Raw genomic sequence first — 24472 nt, 5'->3', positions numbered from 1 at the left:
GCCAGTTGTAGACCACACGGACGGCATTGTGCAACAAGTTGCATAATGACGTACGTCGCAGTGGTGGCGGCCCCGGTGCCCGTACGGCGTATCAGGACAGCGCCCGGGCGTCCGGGCCGGACGACAGTGGATGCGTACTGGTTCGCACCCCACCTCTGGGAGACACCCATGGTTTGCCTCAGCCGGCGTGACCTCGGCCTGCTCGTCCTGCGCGTCGGCACGGGCGCGGTCCTCGCCGCCCATGGCACGCAGAAGCTGGCCGGCTGGTTCGGTGGGGGTGGTATCCAGGGCACCACGGCCGCCATGGAGGCCATGGGCTTCAAGCCGCCCCGGCACAGCGCGGTCGCCGCCGGGCTCGGCGAGACGGGCGGCGGCGTGCTGCTCGCCCTCGGCCTGGCCACTCCCGCGGCGGGCGCCGCCGCGGCCGGGGCGATGGCGGGAGCCGTCGCCGTGCACGCGCCGGCGGGCTTCTTCGCCCAGGGCGGCGGGTACGAGTACCCGGCGTTCCTCGGCTTCACGGCCGCCGCGATCGGGCTGACCGGCCCAGGCCGCTACTCCCTCGACGAGCTGACCTGGCACGTCCTCGACCGGCCGTGGGTGGTGGCCCTGGCCTTCGCGAGCAGTGCGGCGGCCGCGGCGTTCGTCGTCGGCAAGCGCGCCAAGGGGCAGGTGGCCCAGGCCGGGGAGGAGTAGGGCTCCCGGGCCTGCGGGCCCGCGAGCGGCGTCGTCGCGCGGACACGGAACCACGGCATCGTGGCCCGGCCGCGCGCCCGCCATTTCTCCGCCCGGCCGTCCCGCCCTTCGCTCTTTGCACTGATGGTATTGACCTCGGACCCTCCTGGTGCCAGGCTCTGCCCTGTCGAAAAATAGTCAGTGCACTGAGTATCTGGCGGCACGGCAAGGGAGGGGCGGACGCATGGACAAAGTGGTGTCCACGGCCGGCGAGGCAGTCGCCGATGTCCGCGACGGTGCGACGCTCGCGGTGGGTGGTTTCGGCCTCAGTGGCGTGCCGGACACGCTGATCCAGGCGGTGTACGCGAGCGGCGCCACGGGCCTGGGCATCGTGTCGAACAACTGCGGCGCGATGGACTCGGGCCTCGCGGTGCTCCTGGCCGCGGGCCGGATCGGGCGGGTGACGGGCTCGTACATCGGGGCGAACAAGGAGTTCGCCCGGCAGTATCTGGCCGGTGAGCTGGAGGTGGAGCTGATCCCGCAGGGCACGCTGGCCGAGCGGCTGCGGGCGGGCGGCGTGGGCATTCCCGCCTTCTACACGCCGGCCGGCGTCGGCACCCAGGTCGCGGACGGCGGACTGCCGTGGCGCTACGACGGCGAGGGCGGCGTCGCGCTGGCCTCCCCGCCCAAGGAGGTGCGCGAGTTCGACGGCGTCCGGCACATCCTGGAGCGCGGCATCCGCACCGACTTCGCGCTCGTACGGGCCGCCAGGGGCGACCGCCACGGCAACCTCGTCTTCAACAGGTCGGCCCGTAACTTCAACCCGCTCGCCGCCATGGCCGGCACGGTGACGATCGCCGAGGTCGAGGAACTGGTCGAACCCGGCGAACTCGACCCCGACCACATCCATCTGCCGGGCATCTTCGTGCAGCGGGTCGTCGCCCTCACCGCCGCGCAGGCCGCCGCGAAGCAGATCGAGAAGAGGACGACCCGATGAGCTGGACCCGGGAGCAGATGGCCGCCCGCGCGGCCCGCGAACTGCGCGACGGCGAGTACGTCAACCTCGGCATAGGACTGCCCACCCTGATCCCGAACCACCTGCCCGCCGACGTCGAAGTCGTCCTCGAATCGGAGAACGGCATCCTCGGCACGGGGCCCTTCCCCCACGAGGACGAGGTCGACCCCGACCTGATCAACGCCGGCAAGGAGACCGTCACCGTCCTGCCGGGCGCCTCCTTCTTCGACTCGGCGCTCTCCTTCGGGATGATCCGCGGCGGCCACATCGACGTCGCCGTGCTGGGCGCGATGCAGGTCTCGGCCCGCGGCGACCTCGCCAACTGGGCCGTCCCCGGCAAGCTCGTCACCGGGATCGGTGGCGCCATGGACCTGGTGCACGGCGCCCGCCGGGTCGTCGTCACCATGACGCACAACGCCAAGGACGGCACACCGAAGATCGTCGAGGAGTGCGACCTGCCCCTCACCGGCCGCGCCTGCGTCGACCGCATCATCACCGACCTCGGTGTCCTCGACGTCACAAAGGACGGGCTGCTCCTCGTGGAGACCGCTCCCGGGGTCAGCGCCGCCGAGATCGTGGAGCGGACGGCCGCCGAGGTCCGCCGCTGAGCCCGGGGCGTGACCGCACCGCCCGTACCGCCCTGCCCGGGCCGACCCGCAGACAAGGAGTTCACAGCCTCATGGCACTCACCCAGGCCGCCATCGACCAGGAGATGGCGCAGCGGCGCCAGGCGTACGAGACGTCCCTGACCGACGGCGCCGCCCCCGCTCACCACCCGGCCCGCGACTACGCCCCGTACCGGTCGAGCCTCCTGCGCCACCCGCGGCAGCCGCTGGTCCCGATAGAGGTCCGGCAGGACCCCGAGACCGTCGAACTGGCTTCGCCCGCGTTCGGCGAGAGCGACATCACCGAACTCGACAGCGACCTCACCCGTCAGCACCAGGGCGAGCCGCTCGGCGAACGGATCACGGTCAGCGGCCGGCTGCTCGACCGTGCCGGCAGGCCCGTGCGCGGCCAGCTGATCGAGCTCTGGCAGGCCAACTCCTCGGGGCGGTACGCCCATCAGCGCGACCAGCACCCCGCGCCCCTCGACCCGAACTTCACCGGAGTCGGCCGGACGCTGAGCGGTGACGACGGCAGCTACACCTTCACCACGATCAAGCCGGGCGCCTACCCGTGGCGCAACCACACGAACGCCTGGCGGCCCGCGCACATCCACTTCTCGCTCTTCGGATCGGCGTTCACCCAACGGCTGATCACCCAGATGTACTTCCCGAACGACCCGCTCTTCGCCTACGACCCCATCCTCCAGTCCGTCACCGACGCCGCCGCCCGCGACCGGCTCGTCGCCACCTACGACCACGAGCTGTCCCGGCCGGAGTGGTCCCTCGGGTACCGCTGGGACATCGTGCTCGACGGCCCCGCCGCCACCTGGACCGAGGAAGGACGCTGACATGACGACCTCGCCTCCCGCTCTTCCCACCCCTTCCCACACCGTGGGGCCGTTCTACGGATACGCGCTGCCCTTCCCCGGCGGCGGGGACATCGCTCCGGCCGGCCACCCCGGCACCATCACCCTCCACGGGGACGTCCGCGACGGCGCCGGACATCCCGTGCCCGACGCGCTCCTGGAGTTCTGGGGACCGGGTCCGGACGGTGAACTGCCGCGGAACGGCGGCTCGTTGCGCCGGAACCCGGTCACCGGAGGCTTCCTCGGCCGGGACGGAGTGACCTTCACCGGCTTCGGGCGGGTGCCGACCGACGCGGACGGCCGCTGGGCGGTCCGCACGCTCCGGCCGGGCGCCCGCGGCGGCAACGCCCCGTACCTGGGAGTCTGTGTCTTCGCCCGCGGCCTCACCCACCACCTCTTCACCCGCGTCTATCTGCCCGGACCGGCCGACGTGCTGTCCGCCGACCCGCTGCTCGCCGGCCTTCCGCCCGAGCGGCGTGCCACGCTGGTGTCGACCGCCGAACCGCACGGCAGGTACCGGTTCGACATCCGGCTCCAGGGGGAGTCCGAGACCGTCTTCCTGGAGTTCCGATGACGAGCGACGACGACGCGGGCGGCGGCCCGGAAGGCCACGCGGACGACGGCCGGGACGTGGGGCTGCTCGCGCCCGGCCGCGCGGGCTCGCCCGCCGAGGCCGCCACCTCCGACACCGCGTTCCTCCGCGCCATGCTGCACACCGAGGCCGCCCTCACGCGCGCGCAGGCGGCTCTGGGCCTGGCGCCCGGGGAAGCGGCCGAGGCCGTCACCGAGGCCGCCCGCGACGGCCGGTTCGACGTACGGGACCTCGCGCTGCGGGCACGCGACGGCGGCAACCCCGTCATCCCGCTCGTGGCCGACCTGACGGCCGCGGTGCCCGAGAGGCACGCGGCGTACGTCCATCGCGGGGCGACCAGTCAGGACGTCCTGGACACCGCGGCGATGCTCGTGGCCTCGCGGACACTGGCCCTGGTCCTCGACGACCTGGACCGCACGGCGGTGGCGCTGGCACGGCTGGCGGCCGAGCACCGCGACACCGCGATGCCGGGACGCACCCTGTCTCAGCACGCCGTTCCCACGACCTTCGGGCTGAAGGCGGCCGGCTGGCGGAGCCTGGTGCTGGACGCCCGCGACCGGCTGACCGTCGTGCGCGGCTCGCTGCCCGCCCAACTGGCCGGTGCGGCCGGGACACTGGCGGCCTTCGACGCCTACGCACAGGCGGAGGGCGCCGGTCTGCGACTGGTCGCCGCGTTCGCCGCCGAACTCGGTCTTGCCGAGCCCGCACTGCCCTGGCACACCCTGCGTACCCCGGTCGCCGACCTGGCGGGCGCGCTCGCCTTCACCACCGGAGCGCTCGGCAAGATCGCCGCCGATGTGCTGCTCCTCGCCCGCACCGAGACGGGTGAGGTGAGCGAGGGGGCGGGTGGCGGTTCGTCCGCCATGCCGCACAAGGCGAATCCGGTCCGCTCCACGCTCATCGCGGCCGCAGCACGCCGGGCACCGGCGCTGGCCGCCGTGCTGTACGGCTCCGTCGTCGCCGAGGACGAACGGCCCGCCGGAGCCTGGCACGCGGAATGGGAGACCCTGCGCGATCTCCTGCGACTGGCCGGGGGAGCGGCCCGGGACGCCGCCGAGCTGGCCACCGGTCTGCGGGTGCACCCCGGGCGGATGCGGGAGCATCTGGATCTGACCGGCGGGCTGGTCGTCTCGGAGCGGCTGACCGCCGTCCTCGCACCGCTGCTGGGCCGCTCCCGTGCCAGGCGGCTGCTCGACGAGGCGGCCCACACCTCACGTACGACAGGGGCGAGCCTCGCCGACGTGCTCACGGACGCCCTGGCCGACGAGCCGGACGTGAAGGACCTCGACCCCCACGCCCTCACCGACCCCACCCACTACACCGGCGCGGCCGCGGTACTCACCGACCGCGCCCTCGAACGCCGCTGACCCACGAACGTACAGGCAGAGGTCATGACCGAAACACTGCACCACCGCGCCGAGGGGCCGGCCGCCGGACCGGCACTGCTCCTGGGCCCGTCCCTGGGTACGTCGACAGCCGTGTGGGACGCGGTCGCACCCGAACTCGGCTCCGTGTTCCGGACGGTGAGCTGGGACCTGCCGGGGCACGGCGCATCCCCGGCCACTCTGCTGGAACCCGGTGCGACCGTCGGGCGGCTCGGCCTGCTCGTCCTGGAGCTGGCCGACTCGCTCGGGCTGGAACGCTTCCACTACGCGGGCGTGTCACTCGGCGGAGCGGTCGGGCTGTGGCTGGCCGCGCACCACCCCGAACGCATCGACAGACTGGCCGTCCTCTGCTCCTCCGCGCACTTCGGCCCGCCCGGCCCCTGGCGCGAACGGGCGGCGCTCGTACGGGAGTCGGGGACGCGGCAGGTCGCCGCGACCGCGCCGAGCCGGTGGTTCACCCCCGGCTTCACGGCGCCCGCCCTCGTCGAGGATCTGCTGCGGGCCGACCCGGAGGCGTACGCCGCCTGCTGCGACGCGCTCGCCGTCTTCGACCTGCGCGAGGAACTCCCCTCAATCACCGCACCGACCCTGGTCCTCGCGGGCCGCCAGGATCCGGCCACCCCGCCGGAACACGCCCGCGAGATCGCCGACGCCGTACCCGGAGCCACCCTCACCGAACTGTCCGACGCCTCCCATCTGGCGCCCGTCGAACGGCCCGCGGCGGTGCTCGCCGCGCTGCGCGCCCACTTCGGCGCGCCGGGACCGGGGGCGGGCGTCGCGGTACGCCGGGCGGTGCTCGGGGACGCGCACGTCGACCGTGCCCAAGCCCGTACGACCGCCTTCACCGCCCCGTTCCAGGACTTCATCAGCCGCTACGCGTGGGGCGAGATCTGGACCGACACCACGCTCAGCCGACGCGAGCGCAGCCTCATCACGCTCACCGCCCTGGTCGCCCACGGGCACCTCGACGAACTGGCGATGCACGTACGGGCAGCCCGCCGCAACGGGCTGAGCGTCGAGGAGATCGGCGCCGCCCTGCTCCAGACCGGCGTCTACTGCGGAGTCCCGGCGGCCAACTCGGCGCTCGCCGTGGCCCAGTCGGTGTTCATCGAGGACGGTGAGGTGCCGGCGGGCTGACCTGAGCCGTCACGGCGCCGCGAGGACGCCCAGCAGCCTGGCCACCTCGGACGCCACGGCCTGACGGGCCGGGCCGAGGTACTTGCGTGGGTCCGCCACCTCCGGCGCCGCGTCGAGCTGCTCGCGCACGGTCCGGGTGAAGAGCTTGTTCAGGTGCGTGGATATGTTCACCTTCGTCATCCCCGCCGCCACCGCCTTCGCCAGGTCCGTGTCGCCCACGCCCGACGATCCGTGCAGGACCAACGGGACGCCGACAGCTGCCCGAAGCCGCTCGATGAGCGCGAAGTCGAGCGTGGCGTCCCGGGTGAGCATGGCGTGCGAGCTGCCCACCGCGACGGCCAGCGCGTCGACGGCCGTCGCGTCCACGAACGCGCGGGCCTCGTCGGGGTCGGTGCGCACCCCGGGGGCGTGGGCGCCGTCCTTGCCCCCGACCTCGCCGAGCTCGGCCTCGACCCAGACGCCCGCGCGATGGCAGTGGTCCGTGATCTCCCGGGTGGCGGCGAGGTTCTGTGCGTACGGGAGCCTTGAGGCGTCGAACATCACCGAGGTGAAGCCGAGTTCGACCGCCTCGTGGACCAGCTCGGGCGACTCCGCGTGATCGAGGTGAACCGCCACCGGGACGTTCGCGGCCCTGGCGAGCGCGAGGGACGCGAGCCCGATCGGGGCGAGGGAGCCGTGGTAGCGGGCGGTGTTCTCACTGATCTGGAGCACGACCGGCAGGCCGGCGCGTTCCGCCCCGGCGACGATGGCCTCGGCGTGCTCGATCTGGACGACGTTGAAGGCACCGACACCCGACCGCCGGGCGTGTGCGGAACCGGTGATGGCGTCGGTCGGGCTGAGAGGCACGGTCTTCTCCACGGCAGCGCTGGGACGGAACTCCCCGTACGGTGTCGCACTGCTCGCGTGATGTCAATAACTGCTCGATTCTGGCTGCTTACAAACAAGTGCGTGCATGGCGGGTGTGCGGGCCGGCCGGTGCGTCAGGCGTCCCGGGAGCGCAGCAGCGCGCCGCCCGCGGTGAGCGCGCCGACGGCCCAGAGGGCCAGCACGCCGAGGCCCTCCCAGGGGCCGATGGGGAGCTCGTCCACGCGGACGGTCGTCTGCACGGAGAGACCGGCCGGCATGGGGGCGAACTGCTGGAGGTGCCGCTGCCAGTCCGGGTCGCTGATCACCTGGGTGAGGACCGGGAGGAAGAAGAGCAGCCCCAGGACGATCCCGATGGCCGCCGTCGAGCTCCGCACCATCAGGGCGATGCCGAGGCTGAGCAGCCCGACCAGGACCAGGTACAGGACGGAACCGGCAGCGGCGCGCAGGGTCGGGGCGTCGGCCAGTGACATCGCGTCGTACCCGTGCGCCTCGGTGAAGCCGCGGCCCGGCTGCACCGTCCCGCCGGCCAGCAGGGACCCGAGGACGCCGATGGTGCCCGTCACCAGCACGACGGCGCTGAGCACCGCCGCCTTCGAGAAGAGGACCGTCAGCCGGCGCGGCACCGCCGCGATCGTGGTCCGCATCATCCCGGTGCCGTATTCGTTGCCGGCCATCAGCACGGCGACGATCGCGACGACCACCTGGCCGAGCACGACGCCGGTGAGGCTGAGCTTCGTGGGGTCCTGCCCGCAGCCCACCGCGTCACAGCGGGAGGTCATCGCCACCGCGGCGCCGACCGCCAGGGTCAGGGCCACGAAGCCGAGCAGCAACCAGCCGTTGCCGGAGTCCGTCCGCAGCTTGGTCCACTCCGCGCGTCCCGCGTACCTCATACGTCCCTCCGGCGGATCAGGGCCCAGGCAGCGGCGTACGCCAGAGCGGCGTACGCGCACAGGACGGCCAGGCCCGCCCACGGCGTCAGCGGGAAATAGCCGTGCGCGGGCGAATAGACGGTGACGACCTGGTCGTACCGCTCGACACTCTGCTGGATGGCGAACCCGGCGGCCGGTGTGACCTTCAGGAGCCAGTCCGACGCCGACGGGGGCAGGACGGACGCGGTGGCGAGCAGATAGGGCAGCACCATGCCGACGACCACCAGGGTGATGGCCACGGCGCTGCGACGCAGAACGGCTCCGAGGGCCAGCGCGAACACGCCGGCCGCCGCGAGCAGAAGGCCTGTTCCCGCGATGACCCGCAGCTCGGTCGCCGACGGCACGGTCAGGACGGGGAAGCCGTTCGCGAGGGACCGCGCTCCTGCGAAGGGCACCATGACAGCGGCCGCGACCGAGCCGACGAGGAAGGCCGCGCAGCCCACCACGAGGGCCTTCGCCGCCAGCACGCGCCCTCTGCGCGGACTGGCCGCGAAGCTGGCGCCGATCAGTCCTCGCCGGTACTCGACGGTCATGTACCCCGCGGCCACGACCACCATCATGATCAGCCCCGCGAACGCGCCGACGAGGAAGTCCGAGACGAGGCGCACGCCGCTCGCGGCCGGTCCGCCGACCACCGGCGCGATGTCCCCGGCCCCGGTGATGCGGTAGCCCGTGCCGGAGGGAACCACCTCGCCCTTCGTCGACCGGCTGTAGCTTCCGCTCGTGCCCGCGCCACCGCCGACCTGCCGTTCCTGCCAGGCGTCGCCGCTCCACCGGCCGGTCAGGGCGGGGGCTCCGAACGTGCCCGTGGCGACGGCGGGGTTGAACCCCGTTCCCGTACCGGTCTCCTCCGTCACCGACGGCGAGGCCACGAACAGTCCGACCTGCGGCGACCGCGAGAGTCCGGTGAGATGCGCGGTGCCCACCTCGGTCCACGTACTGCCGTCCGCCGACTGGTAGCCGGTGACGGTGTCGCCGGACCGCTGCAGCCGGAGCCAGCGCGGCGCGTTCGCGGGCACCGGGCCGGGCAGCCCTGCCGTGTCGTGCGTAAAGTCGTGCTGCATCCGCACGCCGTGGTCACCGGTGACCATCACCGACGCGTATGAGGACCCCGGTTCGAGGGAGTCCTTCAGGATGATTCCGGCCTTCGCCCAGGGCGCGAGACCGGGCCTGTTCTCCGTGGGCGTCGACGCGACGCGACCCGTCAGCGAGGACACGGAGACCGTGAGGGCGCCGTCTCCCCTCAGTGGCTGGTGCATGAAGTAGAAGGCGTCGTTGACCGCCTCGCCACCGGGGCCGACAGGCAGCTTCGAGGCGTTCGTGCCCCCCTCGTTGCCCGCTGCCGTGGCGAGCAGTCCGACCAGGCAGATGACCAGAAGCGAACCGACCGTGCCGAGCACCCAGCCGCGCACCGTCCGGAACTTCGTCCACTCCGCGTGCAGTACGCGTCCGAAGCCGCCCCGTCGCGGCCGGCCGGCGGCCGGTGGCGGCGAGAGTGTGGTGGTCATCGTCCGGCCTCCTCGGCGACGGCCCCGCGGTACTGCACGGCGTCCCGGGTGAGTTCCATGTACGCCTCTTCCAAGGAGGCGCGGTGCGAGGACACTTCCGAGAACGGCACCGTGTTCGCGCCGAGCACGGAGACGATGTCCTCGGCCGGCAGGCCGGTGACGCCGATCGTGTCGCTTCCCGTGGACGTCACCGTGGCACCGGCCCGTGCGAGCACCGCCATCGCCCGTGTACGAGCCGACGTGCGCAGCGTGACGCGTCCCTCGGAGACGGAGGCGAGCAGCTCGCGCACACTCGTGTCGGCGACGACCTTGCCGCGCCCGACGACGATCACGTGGTCGGCGGAGTCCTCCAGTTCGCTCATCAGATGACTGGACACCAGCACGGCGCGGCCCTGCTCGGCGAGCGAGGCCAGGAAACCCCGCATCCACATGAAGCCCTCGGGGTCCAGACCGTTGAACGGCTCGTCCAGCATCAGCATCGGCGGGTCACCGAGGAGTGCCGCCGCGATGCCCAGCCGCTGCCGCATCCCCAGGGAGAAGCCGCCCGCCCTGCGCCGTGCCACGTCCTGGAGACCCACCCTTCGGATCACCTCGTCGACGGCTGCGGAACCGAGGCCCTGCGAGTGGGCCAGCCACAGCAGATGATGGCGGGCCGCCCTGCCCGGCTGCACGGCAGCCGCGTCGAGCAGCGCGCCGACGTGCTTGAGGGGGGTACGCAGCGTCCGGTACGGGCGCCCGCCGACCAGCGTCGTCCCCTGGTCCGGGGCGTCCAGGCCGAGGATGACGCGCATCGTCGTGGACTTCCCCGCCCCGTTCGGGCCGACGAAACCGGTGATCTGCCCCGGTCTGACGACGAACGACATGCCGTCCAGTGCCTGAGTGCCGCCGAAGCGCTTGTAGACGTCCCTGACCTCGATCGTCGCCCGCGATCCATCGATCGTCTTCTCCATGGAAGAAGGCTAGGGAGAAGGAGGGGCACCGGTCGTCACGGTGAGGAGCGCAACTCCAGGGTGCTCGCGGGAGGGAGGGAGCGGGCAGCCCCTCCCCCGGAGGAGGGATCGGCCTGCCACGTGAGGATGACGTGCGGACCGCGTACGCACGCCGCCCCCCGGGGCTGGACATGGCGATGAGTTTCCGCCGCTCGGAGAGTCTTACCCCGTTGTCGACAACATCAGGAGAATCACGTGCCTCAACTGCTGAGAGTTCAGAACTTCAACGTCTCCAGTGACGGGATCGGTGCCGGTGAGGACCAGAGTTTCGAGCACCCCTTCGGCCACGTCGATCCCGGGGAGCTGTTCGCCTGGGCCGGCGCCACGGCGAGCTGGCCCATGCGTACCGACCCCGGGGGGAGCCGGGGCCTCGACGACCACTTCACACGGGACTACGCACGCAACATCGGCGCCGAGATCATGGGCCGCAACAAATTCGGGCCCCAGCGTGGGCCCTGGAACGACTACGAGTGGCGCGGCTGGTGGGGTGACGAGCCCCCGTTCCGCACCCCCGTATTCGTCATGACGCACCACAAGCGTCCTTCGTTCACGCTCTCCGACACCACGTTCCACTTCGTCGACGGATCTCCGGCCGTGGTTCTCGAGCAGGCGCGGGAGGCGGCGCAGGGCAAGGACGTCCGGCTCGGCGGCGGGGTGACCACCATCCGGCAGTTCCTGGACGCGGACCTCGTCGACACCCTGCATGTGGCGGTCTCGCCGGTGCGGCTCGCATCCGGACTGCGACTCTGGGAGTCCTCGGACGAGCTGCTCGACCGGTTCGAACGCGAAGTCGTGCCCAGCCCGAGCGGCGTGACGCACCACCTGTTCTGGCGAAAGTGACAGGCTGTGCCGCCCGGGGAGACGGCTTAGGTGGTTCTGCGGGTGCCCGGGACGACAAGTCCCGTTTCGTACGCGGCGATCACGGCCTGGGTGCGGTCCCGCAGGCCCAACTTGGTCAGGGTGCGGCTGACGTGTGACTTCACCGTCTCCTCGGTGACGACGAGCCGGGCGGCGATCTCCCCGTTGGACAGCCCGTCGGCGACGAGCAGCAGCACCTCGGTCTCGCGTGCTGTCAGCGTCCTCAGGCCCGGTGGCGGCTGGACCTCCGCCTTGGCGGGCAGTCGCGCGAACTCACCGATCAGCCGACGGGTGATCCCGGGGTCGAGCAGGGCGTCGCCGGCGGCGATGACGCGCACGGCGTCGAAGAGCCGCTCGGCGGTGGCGTCCTTGAGCAGGAAGCCGCTGGCTCCGGCGCGCAGTGCGTCGTAGACGTACTCGTCCAGGTCGAACGTCGTGAGGATGAGGACGCGTGGGGCCCCCACCCCGCCGGGCGCGTCGCCGACGAGCTGCCGGGTGGCCTCGATGCCGTCCATCTCGGGCATGCGGATGTCCATGAGGACGACGTCCGGGGCCGCCTCACGGCAGACGCGGACCGCTTCGACGCCGGTGGTGGCGGTCTGGACGATGGTGAATTCCGGCTGGGAATCGAGGAGCGCGGCGAATCCGGTACGGACGACCAGGTGGTCGTCCGCGATGACGACGCGGATCGGTGGGGGCGGGAAGCTCATGGGGCCCGTTCTGTCGTGGCGGGGAAACAGGCTTCGACGACGAATCCCCCGAAGTCCGCCGGACCTGTGCGCAGGAGTCCACCGACCGCTGCGACCCGTTCCCGCATGCCGAGCAGGCCGTGTCCCCCGTCCGCGGTCACGGCCGGCGGCCCGGGACCGCTGTCGCGGACGCTGAGGTGCAGGGCGTCGTTGGCGTAGTGGAGTTCCACGTCGACCGGGGCGCCTCTGGCGTGCTTGCGGGCGTTGGTGAGGGACTCCTGGACGATGCGGTAGGCGGCGAGCTCGACTCCTGGTCCCAGGGGGCGGGGGTCTCCGCTGAGGATGAGGCGGATGGTGGCCGTGGAGGCCTCGCGGGCCTCGTCGAGCAGGTCGTCCAACTGCGTCAGGCCGGGCTGCGGTCGTCGCTCGCCCGTGGTGTCGGCCCCGGTGTCGTCCCGCAGTACGCCGAGCAGACGGCGCATCTCGGTGAGGGCGGCACGGGCGGTGTCGCCGATGCCGAGCAGCCGCTCGCGGCCCTGGGCGGGCATGCCGGTCGTGGCCACGCGAGCGGTCTCGGCCTGGACAGCGATCATGGAGATGTGGTGACCCACCACGTCGTGCAACTCGCGGACGATGCGGGCGCGTTCCGCCTTGGCGGCGTTCTCCCACTGGGTGCCGGCCATGACCTCGCGTACGGCGTCGTGTTCCCGCTCCCTGCTGCCGGAGCGCCGGGCAAGGCCGGCGAAGGCGGCCATGGGCGCCAACGAGGCGAGGAGCACCACGCGCACCCGGTAGCCGGCGTCCGGCGAACCGGCGAGGAGGGCGAGCGCGAGGAGCGGTGCGGTGAAGAGCGTCGCCGCCAGGACATGCCCCTGGCGGCCGAGCCGGTACTGGGCCACGAGCTGGGCGGCGCAGCCCGCCAGCGTCAGCGTATGGAAGACCGTGAGCGAGCCGAAGCTCGCGGCGGTCACCGTGAACCCGGCGAGGACGGGCCGAAGGAGCGCCAGCGGCGGCGCGGTGCACAGGCACAACAGTCCGACCACCATGGCGAGTTGGATGCTTGTGCCGCTGCCGCTCTGGGTGGTGTCCGCGAACATGCGGGGGATGGAGCCGCGGCGGGCGACGAACTCGGCGAGCGACTCGGCGACGGCGAGAACGCACAGCGACGAGACGAACACGGCGTCGCGCGGGAGTTCCGCGGCCCGCCGCGCAGGCCCGGCCCAACTGTCGCGCCAGGCAGTCGCACGGTTCACGCGGATCATTATGGCAGCGGGCCCTCGGCGCGGTCGTCCCCCGGAACAGGGATCAGTACTCGCTCGTACGAGGGACAGGCGCGTCGCTCGTACGAGGGAGCGATCAGCGGATCGGCCATCGGCGGCTCGGTGCGGCGCTGCACGCGCGCCGCAAAAAATTACGTGATTGCGCAAGCCGCTCGAAAGCCGCAGTTCGGGGGGAGTGGCTGCTGCACCGCCCCGCTTGGCGGGGGTCGGGCCGATGCGCGGAACGTAGACGATGTAGCAGTTCTCTGCAACTCTCTGATCGCTCAACGCAAAAGATGAAGATCTTTGCTGGAGAGCCCGGTTTCATCCACCGCACCGACAGAGCCGCGCCTCGTCACCGTCAGGGTGGGGAGGCCGAAGATCGGAGACAGATGAGAACGCAACGCCGACGATCGCGCGGCCTGTGCGCCGCGATCGTGACAAGTCTTCTGACGCTCGGCTGGCCCGCGCTGTCCGCCTCGGCGGCCGACGGTCCCAACATCGCCGTCGGACGAACGGCCGCCGCCCACAGTTCGCACAGCGGCAACGGCGCGGCCAACATCACCGACGGCAACCAGGGCACGTACTGGCAGAGCGGGGGCACGACCCTGCCGCAGTGGGTCCAGACCGATCTCGGCGCGTCGAAGCGTGTGGACGAGGTCGTGCTCAAGCTGCCCGCGGGCTGGGAGAGCCGCAGCCAGACCCTCTCCGTCCAGGGCAGCGCCGACGGGACCAGTTTCGCGACCCTCAAGAACTCCGCCTCCTACACCTTCAGCCCGGGCGAGGCCAACACGGTCACGGTGGCCTTCCCGGCCGCCCAGGCGCGGTTCGTACGCATCGACATCACCGCCAACAGCCGCATGCGGTCCGCCCAGCTCTCCGAACTCGAGGTGCGCGCCGCCGGCGCGTCCTCGGTCAACCTCGCGGCCGGACGCACGCTGACCGCCCGCAGCCACACCGAGGTCTACACGGCGGGCAACGCCAACGACGGCAACCGGGCCACCTACTGGGAGAGCGCCAACAACGCGTTCCCCCAGTGGATACAGGCCGACCTCGGCGCATCAGTACGCGTCGACCGGGTCGTCCTGCGGCTGCCCGACGGCTGGGGCCCCCGCAGCCAGACCCTGAAGATCCAGGGCAGCACGAACGGCACCGACTTCACCGACCTGACCGCCTCCAAGGCGTACACCTTCGACGCGGCCGGCCAGCAGTCCGCGACGATCACCTTCGACGCCGCCACCACCCGGTACGTCCGCGTCCTGGTCACGGCCAACAGCGTCCAACCCGGGGCCCAGGTGTCCGAGTTGGAGATCTACGGTCCGCAGACGGGGGACACCCAGGCCCCGACCGCGCCGGCGAACCTCGCGTTCACCGAGCCGTCGAGCGGTCAGATCAAGCTGACGTGGAACGCGTCATCGGACGACACCGGGGTCACCGGTTACGACGTCTACGCCGACAACACGCTGCTGACCACGGTCGGCGGAAGCGTCACGACGTACACGGACAACCGGTCCGCCGACCAGACCGTGACGTACTACGTCCGGGCCAGGGACGCCGCGGGCAACCAGTCGGCCAACAGCAACTCCGTCACCCGCCGCGCCGACACGGGGGACACCCAGGCCCCGACCGCGCCGGCGAACCTCGCGTTCACCGAGCCGTCGAGCGGTCAGGTCAGGCTGACGTGGAACGCGTCATCGGACGACACCGGGGTCACCGGTTACGACGTCTACGCCGACAACACGCTGCTGACCACGGTCGGCGGAAGCGTCACGACGTACACGGACAACCGGTCCGCCGACCAGACCGTGACGTACTACGTCCGGGCCAGGGACGCCGCGGGCAACCAGTCGGCCAACAGCAACTCCGTCACCCGTAACGGCAGCGGCGGCGCGGGCTCCAACCTCGCGGTGGGCAAGCCGATCAGCGCCTCCTCCGTGATCCACACCTACGTCGCGGCGAACGCCAACGACAACAGCGTGAACACCTACTGGGAGGGCGCGGCGGGCAGCTATCCGAACACGCTCACCGTAAAACTGGGCGCCAACGCCGACCTCACGCGCGTCATCCTCAAGCTCAGCCCGGACACCGCCTGGGCCACCCGCACCCAGACCGTCGAGGTCCTCGGCCGGGAGCAGAACGCGTCCGGCTTCAGCGGCGTCGTCGCCGCCAAGAGCTACACCTTCGACCCGGCCGGCGGGAACACGGTCATCGTCCCCATGACCGCACGCGTCGCCGACGTACAGCTGAGGTTCACCGCCAACTCCGGCTCGTCGGCCGGACAACTCGCCGAGTTCCAGGTCATCGGCGTGCCCGCGGCCAACCCGGACCTCGAAGTCAGCGCCCTGACCACCTCGCCCGCGGCGCCCGTCGAGTCCGACGCGATCACGGTGAACGCCACCGTCCGCAACAGTGGCCCGACCGCCGCGCCGGCCAGCGCCGTCGCGCTGCGCCTCGGCGGCACCAAGGTCGTCACCGCACAGGTCGGCGCACTCGCCGCCGGCGCGCAGACCACGGTGAGCGCGTCCATAGGAGTCAGGGACGCCGGGTCCTACCAACTGAGCGCGGTCGCCGACGAGGCGGGCGCCGTCATCGAGCAGAACGAGTCGAACAACACCTTCACCCGCCCCGACCCGCTCGTCGTGAAGCCCGTCTCCAGCTCCGACCTCGTCGCGTCGGCGGTGACGACCACCCCGTCGAGCCCGGCCGCCGGTGACAGCGTGACCTTCCGCGTCGCCCTCAGGAACCAGGGCACCCTGGCCTCGGCGGGCGGCGGCCACGGCATCACCCTGACCGTCATCGACGAGCAGCGGAACGTCGTCAGGACGCTGACGGGTACGTACACCGGCACGATCGCGGAGGGCGCGACCACCGCCCCGGTGAACCTCGGAACCTGGACCGCCGTCAACGGTTCGTACACCGTCAAGGTCGTGATCGCGGACGACGCGGCCGAGCTGCCGGTCAAGCGCGGGAACAACACCTCCACCCAGCCCCTCTTCGTCGGCAGGGGCGCCCACATGCCGTACGACATGTACGAGGCGGAGGACGGCACCGCCGGTGGCGGCGCCCAGGTCGTCGGTCCCAACAGGACCGTCGGAGACATCGCGGGCGAGGCGTCCGGCCGCAAGGCGGTCAACCTCGACGCGACGGGGGAGTACGTGGAGTTCACCACCAGGGCCTCCACCAACACCCTGGTCACCCGCTTCTCCCTCCCCGACGCCCCGGCCGGCGGAGGCATCGACTCCACGATCAACGTCTACGTGGACGGAGTGATGAAGAAGGCGCTGCCGCTGACGTCGAAGTACGCCTGGCTGTACGGCGCCGAAGCCTCGCCCGGCAACTCCCCGGCAGCGGGTGCCCCGCGCCACATCTATGACGAGGCACACCTCATGCTCGGCGAGACGGTTCCGGCGGGGAGCAGGATCCGGCTCCAGAAGGACGCCGCGAACACCTCCACGTACGCGATCGACTTCGTCAGCCTGGAGCAGGTCGCACCCGTCGCCAGCCCGGACCCCGCGCGCTACACCGTGCCCGCCGGCTTCACCCACCAGGACGTCCAGAACGCCCTGGACAAGGTACGGATGGACACCACGGGCACGCTCGTGGGCGTCTATCTGCCGCCGGGCGACTACCAGACGGCGAGCAAGTTCCAGGTGTACGGGAAGGCCGTCCAGGTCGTCGGCGCCGGTCCCTGGTACACGAAGTTCCGCGCACCCTCCACCCAGGACAACACCGACATCGGCTTCCGGGCCGACGGGACCGCGAAGGGGTCCTCCTTCCGCGACTTCGCCTACTTCGGCAACTACACCTCAAGGATCGACGGTCCGGGGAAGGTCTTCGACTTCGCGAACGTCAGCGACATCGAGATCGACAACATCTGGAACGAACACATGGTGTGCCTCTACTGGGGCGCCAACACCGACCGGATCACGATCAAGGACTCGCGCATCCGCAACATGTTCGCCGACGGCGTCAACATGACCAACGGGTCGACGGACAACCTCGTGACGAACAACGAGGCGCGGGCCACCGGCGACGACAGTTTCGCGCTCTTCTCGGCGATCGACGCGGGCGGCGCGGACATGACGGACAACGTCTACGAGAACCTGACCACCATCCTGACCTGGCGGGCCGCGGGCGTGGCCGTGTACGGCGGCTACGGCAACACCTTCCGCAACATCCACATCGCGGACACGCTCGTCTACTCCGGGATCACGATCTCCTCGCTCGACTTCGGCTACCCGATGAACGGCTTCGGAACCGAGCCGACGCTCTTCGAGAACGTCTCGATCGTGCGCGCGGGCGGTCACTTCTGGGGGTCCCAGACCTTCCCGGGGATCTGGGTGTTCTCGGCCTCGAAGGTCTTCCAGGGGATACGGGTGAACCACGTGGACATCGTCGATCCGACGTACAGCGGGATCATGTTCCAGACGAACTACAGCGGTGGGCAGCCCCAGTTCCCGATCAAGGACACGGTGTTCACCGACATCTCCGTCTCGGGCGCCCGCAAGAGCGGGGACGCGTACAACGAGAAGTCGGGATTCGGCTTGTGGGCGAACGAGATGCCCGAGTCCGGGCAGGGGCCGGCCGTGGGTGAGGTGACGTTCAACGGGCTCGATCTGAGCGGCAACGCGGTGGACATCCGCAACACCACGTCCACCTTCAAGATCAACATCAACCCGTAGGGCCCGCCGCCGGGACCGGGCCGGAAACGCGGACTAGCGCAAGCCGCTTGCGTGGCTTGCGCTAGTCTTGCGTGTATGACGCGACGACTTGCTCAAGTAGCCAAGAAGGTGGGGGTCAGCGAGGCCACGGTCAGCCGGGTCCTCAATGGCAAGCCCGGGGTCTCCGAGGGCACGCGGCGGTCCGTGCTCACGGCGCTGGACGTGCTCGGCTACGAGCGGCCGACCCAGCTCCGGGGTGAGCGCGCGCGGCTCGTGGGGCTGGTCCTGCCCGAGCTGCAGAACCCGATCTTCCCCGCCTTCGCCGAGGTGATCGGCGGCTCGCTGGCGCAGCAGGGTCTGACGCCGGTCCTGTGCACCCAGACCAAGGGCGGGGTCTCCGAGGCCGACTACGTCGAGCTGCTGCTGCAGCAGCAGGTGTCGGGCGTCGTCTTCGCCGGCGGCCTCTTCGCCCAGGCCGACGCCCCGCACGACCACTACCGCCTGCTCGCCGAGCGGAAGATCCCGGTGGTGCTCGTCAACGCCCCCATAGAGGGCCTGGACTTCCCCTGCATCTCCTGCGACGACGCCGTCGCCGTCGAGCAGGCGTGGCGGCACCTGGAGTCCCTCGGGCACCGTCACATCGGCCTGGTCCTCGGCCCCGGGGACCACATCCCCTCCCGCCGCAAGCTCGTGGCCGCCCGGCAGGCGGCCGAGGCGTCGGGCGGGGAGCTGCCCGACGCGTTCGTCGAGCGCACGATGTTCTCCCTGGAGGGCGGCCACGCGGCGGCCTCGCGGCTCCTCGACCGGGGGGTCACGGGCATCATCTGCGCCAGCGACCCACTCGCCCTGGGGGCCGTCAGGGCGGCCCGCCGGCGCGGGCTGGCCGTACCCGGCGAGGTCTCCGTCGTGGGCTACGACGACTCCGCTTTCATGAACTGCACCGAGCCCCCGCTCACCACGGTCCGTCAGCCCATCGAGGCGATGGGGCGTGCCGCTGTCGAGCTGCTGTGCGCCCAGATCCAGGGCGGTGAAGTGCACCCCGGAGAGCTGCTGTTCGAGCCGGAGCTCGTGGTGCGCGGCTCGACGGCGCAAGCACCCCGGTAGTTCAGGGACAGCATCCTGTCCCTGTCGTTTCGAGGGCCCCGTCCGCCGGACGGGGCCCTCGGTGCGTCCGGCCCTGTGCAGGGTACTGTCAATCTTTTACGAAATCAGCGCGAGATATTGCGTTCATCTAGGGGTGATGGTTGAGTGTGCCGCGCCCCCAAGACGCATCGGCGGTGGGGCGACCTCCACGTTCATGCCCGAAGGGGACCACCCATGAGAACTGCCCGGTTCCGTCGTACGCGCCGCGCCGGCGCGGTCACCCTCGTCTCCGCGCTCACGCTCACCGCGCTCGCCGCCTGCGGCACGAGCAGCAGTGGCAACGGCAGCGGGGGTTCCGAAGGCGGCGGGTCGTCCGACCCCGCCGCCCCGCTGGACCCCAAGACCAAGGTGACCATCACGATCGACTGCATGCCGTCCACGGCGAAGGCGGCCGAGCTCAAGGAGTGGAAGGAGGACGTCGCCGCGTTCAACAAGACGTATCCGAACGTCACCATCGAGGGCCGCTCCACGGCGGGCCAGTGCCTGGAGCCGCCGCGCTTCACCGCGATGCTCAAGGCCAAGTCGCAGCCGGACGTGTTCTACACCTACTTCACCGACCTGCCGCAGGTGCTCGACAACGACGGCGCCGCGGACATCACCGCGTACGTCAACGACAAGAGCGTGCCCCTGCTGAAGGACATCGATCCGGGCGTCCTCGGCTCGCTGAAGCAGGACGGCAAGCTCTACGGCCTGCCCACCAGCAACTACACGATGGGCCTGCTGATCAACCGCAAGCTGTTCAGGGACGCGGGTCTCGACCCCGACGCCCCGCCGCGCACCTGGGAGGAGGTCCGCGCCGCGGCGAAGAAGATCGCGGGCCTGGGCAAGGGCATCGCGGGCTTCGGCGAGTACAGCGCGGGCAACACCGGCGGCTGGCACTTCACCGCCCAGATGTACAGCGTCGGCGGAGAGGTCGTCGACGCGAGCGGTACGAAGGCGGCGTTCAACAACGAGACCGGCAAGCAGGTCGCCGAGAACCTCCACGCCATGCGCTGGCAGGACGAGAGCATGGGCAAGACGCAGCTGCTCAAGTGGGGCGACCTGCAGAAGCAGATCGCCACCGACAAGCTCGGCATGTTCCTCGCCGCACCCGACGACATCGCGTACATGGTCCAGCAACTCGGCGCGAAGTACGAGAACTTCGGGATGGGGCCGATCCCCGGCGAGAAGAACACCCTGGCCGGCGGCAACAACTACATGATCAAGAAGGGGATCTCCGGAGACCGGATCAAGGCCGCGATCGCCTGGCTGAACTTCAAGAACCTCACCGTCGCCAAGGGCCAGTTCGACTGGGCGCGTACCAAGGCGGACGGCCTGCCGGTCGGTATCCCGCAGCCCAACTTCTGGCTGAACGAGTCCAAGACCAAGGACGACGCCGCACGCGTGGAGCACGCCACCATGCCGGTCGCCAACTTCAAGCCCTTCATGGACAACCCCGTCGCCGGCAAGGCCGAGCCGCCGAAGGCCCAGGAGGTCTACAAGGTCCTCGACAACGTCATGTCCGGCATCCTCACCAACAAGAACGCCGACATCGGCAAACTGCTCGCCACCGCCGAGGCACAGGTCAACCAGGTCCTGGCCGGCCAGTGACCCCACGGGGGCCGGGTCCGACCGGCCCCCGTGACCGTCTTCCCTCCAGCGCACCGCACCAAGGAGCGACGATGTCGGCCCCCACCCTCTCCACGGCCCCCACGAAGCAACCCCGCCGGACCCCCGGACAGGACACCGGCGGGAAGCCGGCCCGCGGCTCGCTCGCCCAGGCGCTGCGCCGCAACCTGACCGCGCACGCCTTCCTGATCGGCGCGGTCGTCTGCTTCGCGTTCTTCTCGTGGTACCCGATGGTCAGGGAGTTCCTCCTGGCCTTCCAGAAGACCGAGGACGGACGGACCAGCTGGGCCGGCTGGTCCAACTTCACCACCGTCTTCAACGACCCCGCCATCTGGCAGGCATGGCGCAACACCCTGCTCTTCACGCTCCTCGCGCTGCTCCTCGGCTTCGTCGTCCCGTTCGTCGTCGCGATCGTCATCAACGAGCTCCGGCAGGGCAAGGGATATCTGCGGCTCCTGGTCTATCTGCCCGTCATGCTGCCCCCGGTCGCCTCCGTCCTCCTCTTCAAGTACCTCTACGACCCCGGATACGGCCTGCTCAACGAAGTGTTCCGGCTGCTCCACCTGCCCGAGCAGCAGTGGCTCCAGGACCCGGACCTCTCCATGCTCTCCGTCGTCGTCGCCTCGACCTGGATGAACATGGGCGGCGCGGCGCTCATCTACCTCGCGGCACTCCAGGGCATACCCGGCGAGCTGTACGAGGCGGCGGAGCTGGACGGAGCCGGACTGCTGCGCAAGATCTGGCACGTCACCATTCCGCAGACCCGGCTCATCCTCCTGCTCATGCTGCTCATGCAGATCATCGCCACGATGCAGGTGTTCGTCGAACCCTTCCTGCTGACCGGCGGCGCGGGCCCGGAAGGCTCGACGACCACGGTCGTCTACCTCATCTACCAGTACGCCTTCAACTTCAACAACTACGGCGCCGCGGCGGCGCTCGGCCTGGTCCTGCTCGTACTGCTGGCCGGATTCTCGGCCGCGTACGCGAAGTTCAGCCGCACCGACGAGGAATAGGACCGGGGGAGACCACCAATGTCCACACGCACGCTCATCTCACCCGCCCAACTCGCCAGACCGCGCGGAAAGCTGCTCTACCGGGTGACCTTCACCCTGGTTGTCGGAGTCTTCACGCTGGTCTTTCTCGGGCCCCTCTACTGGATGTTCTCCGGCGGCCTGAAGAGCACCCAGGAGGCCGTCCAGACCCCGCCGACGCTGGTGCCGCACAGCTTCGAACCGCAGAACTACGCGCAGGCCTGGGAGGTCATGGACCTCTCCGGGCTGCTGTTCAACACGATGTACTACGCGTTCGGCGCCCTCGCCTTCCAGCTCGTGCTCGACGTCGCGGCGGCCTACTCGCTCTCCAGACTCCGGCCCGTCCTGGGCAAGGCCGTCCTCGGCATGATGCTGGCGACCCTGATGATCCCGGCGACCGTCCTGGTCGTGCCGCAGTACCTGACGGTGCTCGACATGCCGATCGTGCAGCGCAACCTGCTGAACTCGCCCTGGGCGATCTGGCTGCCCTCCGTCGCGAACGCCTTCAACATCTTCCTGCTGAAGCGCTTCTTCGACTCCATCCCCAAAGAACTCCTCGACGCCGCCTCCCTCGACGGCGCCTCCCCGATGCGCACCCTGTGGTCGGTCGTGGTGCCCATCTCCCGGCCGATTCTCGGCGTCGTGTCCATCTTCGCCGTCGTGGGGGTCTGGAAGGACTTCCTCTGGCCGATGCTCACGCTCCCCGACCCGGCGGCGCAGACACTCAACGTCGGCATCTACTCGCTGTCCAACGGAGTGCCCGAGAACGTCCTGATCGCCGCTCTGGCCATCGCCTCCCTCCCCACCCTCCTGCTGTTCGTCCTCTTCCAGCGCAACATCATGAGCGGTCTCACCGCGGGGAGCCTGAAGGGCTGACACAGCCCGCGCGGGCCCGCCTCCCGGCCCCCTCCCCTCCACCGTCCGCCCCACCCAGCCTCCGCCGCCGGTCCCGCCTCGACGCCTCGCTGTCGGGGGCCGGCGGCGTGGCCCGGCACTGCCCGAAAGGACCGTCACGTGGCAGCCCCTCACTCGCATCGCACCGACGACTGGTGGCGCGGCGCCGTCATCTACCAGGTCTACCCACGCAGCTTCGCCGACGGCGACGGAGACGGCACGGGGGACCTCGCGGGCGTCCGGGCGAGACTGCCCTACCTCGCCGAACTCGGCGTCGACGCGCTCTGGTTCACCCCCTGGTACCTCTCGCCCCTCGTCGACGGCGGCTACGACGTGGCCGACTACCGCACCATCGACCCCGCCTTCGGTACGCTCGCCGAGGCCGAGAAGCTCATCGCCGAAGCCCGCGGGCACGGCATCCGGGTGATCGTCGACATCGTCCCCAACCACGTGTCCGACCAGCACCCCTGGTTCCAGGCCGCCCTGGCCGCCGGACCCGGCAGCCCCGAGCGCGAGCTGTTCCACTTCCGCCCGGGCCGGGGCGAGCACGGCGAACTCCCGCCCAACAACTGGCCCTCCCAGTTCTCCGGGCAGACCTGGACCCGGGCCGAGGACGGCGAGTGGTATCTCCACCTCTTCGCCCCCGAGCAGCCCGACCTCAACTGGGCCCACCCGGCGGTCCGCCAGGAGCACGAGGACGTGCTCCGCTTCTGGTTCGAGCGCGGAGTCGCCGGCGTACGGATCGACTCGGCCGCACTGCTCGCCAAGGACCCGGAGCTCGCCGACTTCGAGGAGGGCGTCGACCCCCACCCGTACATCGACCAGGACGAACTGCACGACATCTACCGCTCCTGGCGCACCGTCGCCGACGCGTACGGGGCCGTCTTCGTCGGCGAGGTCTGGCTGCCGGACTCCGAGCGCTTCGCCCGCTACCTCCGCCCCGACGAACTGCACACCGCCTTCAACTTCACTTTCCTCGCCTGCCCCTGGGACCCGGACCGGCTGCGCCGCGCCATCGACGACACACTGGCCGAACACGCCCCGGTCGGCGCCCCCGCGACGTGGGTGCTGTGCAACCACGACGTCACCAGGACCGTCACCCGCTACGGCCGGCGGGACACCGGCTTCGACTTCGCCACGAAGGCCTTCGGGACCCCCACGGACCTCGGGCTCGGCACGCGGCGCGCCCGCGCCGCCGCCCTGCTCACCCTCGCCCTGCCCGGCTCCGTCTACGTGTACCAGGGAGAGGAACTGGGCCTGCCCGAGGCCGACATCCCCCTCGACCGCATCCAGGACCCGATGCACTTCCGCTCCGGCGGAACCGACCCGGGGCGCGACGGCTGCCGCGTACCGCTGCCATGGACCGCGAACGCCCCGCACGCCGGGTTCGGCGCCGGGGCCGAGCCGTGGCTGCCGCAGCCCGGGGGCTGGGCCCGCTACGCGGCCGACCGGCAGCTCCTCGACCCCTCCTCGATGCTCGCGCTCTACCGGGAGGCCCTGCTGCTGCGCCGTACCGAAGCCGGGTTCGGTGACGGTCCGCTCCACTGGCTGCCCGCCGCGGAAGGCGTGCTGGCGTTCAGCCGGGCCGAAGGCCTGATCTGCGTGGTCAACCTCTCCCCGCTGCCTGCCGAGCTCCCCGGGCATCGCACGTTCCTGCTCGGGAGCGGTCCGCTCGGTACGGACGGGCGGCTGCCCCCGGACACGGCGGTCTGGCTCCGCTCCTGACCGTCCCCCGTGCCGCACCCCCCACCTGCCCCCCATGGA

20 protein-coding genes are annotated in these 24472 nt (G+C 70.9%); 14 read left to right on the top strand and 6 right to left on the bottom strand.

Features of this window, described 5'->3' with window-relative positions; translation table 11 throughout:
• Positions 1-168 precede the first annotated feature (168 nt).
• The 7 genes from AC07FA_RS07595 to pcaDC all read left to right on the top strand — a co-directional run bounded on the left by AC07FA_RS07595 (position 169) and on the right by pcaDC (position 6272).
• Entirely contained in the window at positions 169-693 is a 525-nt protein-coding gene (locus AC07FA_RS07595) for a DoxX family protein (protein ID WP_479073788.1), read from the top strand.
• Positions 694-916: 223 nt separating this feature from the next.
• Complete coding sequence (locus AC07FA_RS07590; protein WP_479073787.1) at positions 917-1669, top strand: CoA transferase subunit A; 753 nt, start codon at positions 917-919, stop codon at positions 1667-1669.
• The gene (locus AC07FA_RS07585; RefSeq protein ID WP_479073786.1) at positions 1666-2295 is read left to right on the top strand and encodes a CoA transferase subunit B; all 630 of its coding nucleotides are present in this window, start codon (positions 1666-1668) and stop codon (positions 2293-2295) included. Before AC07FA_RS07590 ends, AC07FA_RS07585 begins: the two co-directional genes overlap by 4 nt.
• A gap of 71 nt (positions 2296-2366) precedes the next feature.
• Positions 2367-3140 carry a protocatechuate 3,4-dioxygenase subunit beta gene (gene pcaH, locus AC07FA_RS07580; protein WP_479073785.1) on the top strand — a complete coding sequence of 258 codons (774 nt, stop codon included), beginning with the start codon at positions 2367-2369 and terminating at the stop codon, positions 3138-3140.
• 1 nt (position 3141) lies between these two features.
• A complete protein-coding gene (pcaG, locus tag AC07FA_RS07575; protein WP_479073784.1) occupies positions 3142-3732 on the top strand; it encodes a protocatechuate 3,4-dioxygenase subunit alpha in 591 nt (196 codons plus the stop codon).
• The gene (gene pcaB / locus AC07FA_RS07570; RefSeq protein ID WP_479073783.1) at positions 3729-5117 is read left to right on the top strand and encodes a 3-carboxy-cis,cis-muconate cycloisomerase; all 1389 of its coding nucleotides are present in this window, start codon (positions 3729-3731) and stop codon (positions 5115-5117) included. Before pcaG ends, pcaB begins: the two co-directional genes overlap by 4 nt.
• A 24-nt stretch (positions 5118-5141) precedes the next feature.
• A complete protein-coding gene (gene pcaDC / locus AC07FA_RS07565; RefSeq protein ID WP_479073782.1) occupies positions 5142-6272 on the top strand; it encodes a bifunctional 3-oxoadipate enol-lactonase/4-carboxymuconolactone decarboxylase PcaDC in 1131 nt (376 codons plus the stop codon).
• Positions 6273-6281: 9 nt separating this feature from the next.
• On the opposite strand, the gene AC07FA_RS07560 is transcribed toward pcaDC, so the two are convergent.
• From AC07FA_RS07560 to AC07FA_RS07545, 4 genes are all read right to left on the bottom strand, one after another.
• Positions 6282-7118 (bottom strand): class II fructose-bisphosphate aldolase, encoded by an 837-nt coding sequence (locus AC07FA_RS07560; protein ID WP_479073781.1) that lies wholly within the window; start codon positions 7116-7118, stop codon positions 6282-6284.
• Between the two features lie 134 nt (positions 7119-7252).
• Positions 7253-8029: an ABC transporter permease gene (locus tag AC07FA_RS07555; protein ID WP_479073780.1), complete on the bottom strand. Its 777-nt coding sequence runs from the start codon at positions 8027-8029 to the stop codon at positions 7253-7255.
• A complete protein-coding gene (locus tag AC07FA_RS07550) occupies positions 8026-9576 on the bottom strand; it encodes an ABC transporter permease subunit (RefSeq protein WP_479073779.1) in 1551 nt (516 codons plus the stop codon). The genes AC07FA_RS07555 and AC07FA_RS07550 overlap by 4 nt, the downstream gene beginning before the upstream one ends.
• On the bottom strand, positions 9573-10526 hold the full coding sequence (locus AC07FA_RS07545; protein ID WP_479073778.1) for an ATP-binding cassette domain-containing protein: 954 nt from the start codon (positions 10524-10526) through the stop codon (positions 9573-9575). Before AC07FA_RS07545 ends, AC07FA_RS07550 begins: the two co-directional genes overlap by 4 nt.
• 234 nt (positions 10527-10760) lie before the next feature.
• Between AC07FA_RS07545 and AC07FA_RS07540 the strand changes: the two genes are divergently transcribed.
• Positions 10761-11405, top strand: a complete 645-nt coding sequence (locus AC07FA_RS07540) for a dihydrofolate reductase family protein (RefSeq protein WP_479073777.1) — start codon at positions 10761-10763, stop codon at positions 11403-11405.
• 26 nt (positions 11406-11431) lie between these two features.
• Here the strand turns inward: AC07FA_RS07540 and AC07FA_RS07535 are convergent, their stop codons facing one another.
• Complete coding sequence (locus tag AC07FA_RS07535) at positions 11432-12133, bottom strand: response regulator transcription factor (RefSeq protein ID WP_479073776.1); 702 nt, start codon at positions 12131-12133, stop codon at positions 11432-11434.
• Complete coding sequence (locus tag AC07FA_RS07530; RefSeq protein ID WP_479073775.1) at positions 12130-13365, bottom strand: sensor histidine kinase; 1236 nt, start codon at positions 13363-13365, stop codon at positions 12130-12132. Before AC07FA_RS07530 ends, AC07FA_RS07535 begins: the two co-directional genes overlap by 4 nt.
• A 398-nt stretch (positions 13366-13763) precedes the next feature.
• Between AC07FA_RS07530 and AC07FA_RS07525 the strand changes: the two genes are divergently transcribed.
• From AC07FA_RS07525 to AC07FA_RS07500, 6 genes are all read left to right on the top strand, one after another.
• The gene (locus tag AC07FA_RS07525; RefSeq protein ID WP_479073774.1) at positions 13764-18053 is read left to right on the top strand and encodes a discoidin domain-containing protein; all 4290 of its coding nucleotides are present in this window, start codon (positions 13764-13766) and stop codon (positions 18051-18053) included.
• A gap of 75 nt (positions 18054-18128) precedes the next feature.
• Positions 18129-19136 carry a LacI family DNA-binding transcriptional regulator gene (locus AC07FA_RS07520; protein WP_479073773.1) on the top strand — a complete coding sequence of 336 codons (1008 nt, stop codon included), beginning with the start codon at positions 18129-18131 and terminating at the stop codon, positions 19134-19136.
• Between the two features lie 213 nt (positions 19137-19349).
• A complete protein-coding gene (locus AC07FA_RS07515) occupies positions 19350-20765 on the top strand; it encodes an extracellular solute-binding protein (protein WP_479073772.1) in 1416 nt (471 codons plus the stop codon).
• Positions 20766-20836: 71 nt separating this feature from the next.
• Entirely contained in the window at positions 20837-21796 is a 960-nt protein-coding gene (locus AC07FA_RS07510) for a carbohydrate ABC transporter permease (protein ID WP_479073771.1), read from the top strand.
• An 18-nt stretch (positions 21797-21814) separates the two neighbouring features.
• Positions 21815-22690, top strand: a complete 876-nt coding sequence (locus AC07FA_RS07505) for a carbohydrate ABC transporter permease (RefSeq protein WP_479073770.1) — start codon at positions 21815-21817, stop codon at positions 22688-22690.
• Between the two features lie 138 nt (positions 22691-22828).
• Positions 22829-24433: a glycoside hydrolase family 13 protein gene (locus AC07FA_RS07500; protein WP_479073769.1), complete on the top strand. Its 1605-nt coding sequence runs from the start codon at positions 22829-22831 to the stop codon at positions 24431-24433.
• Positions 24434-24472: the final 39 nt, after the last annotated feature.

The organism is Streptomyces sp. NPDC045968 (assembly GCF_056430475.1).
Note: the sequence above shows the minus strand (reverse complement) of the source record. Positions and strands in the feature narration are given on the sequence as shown.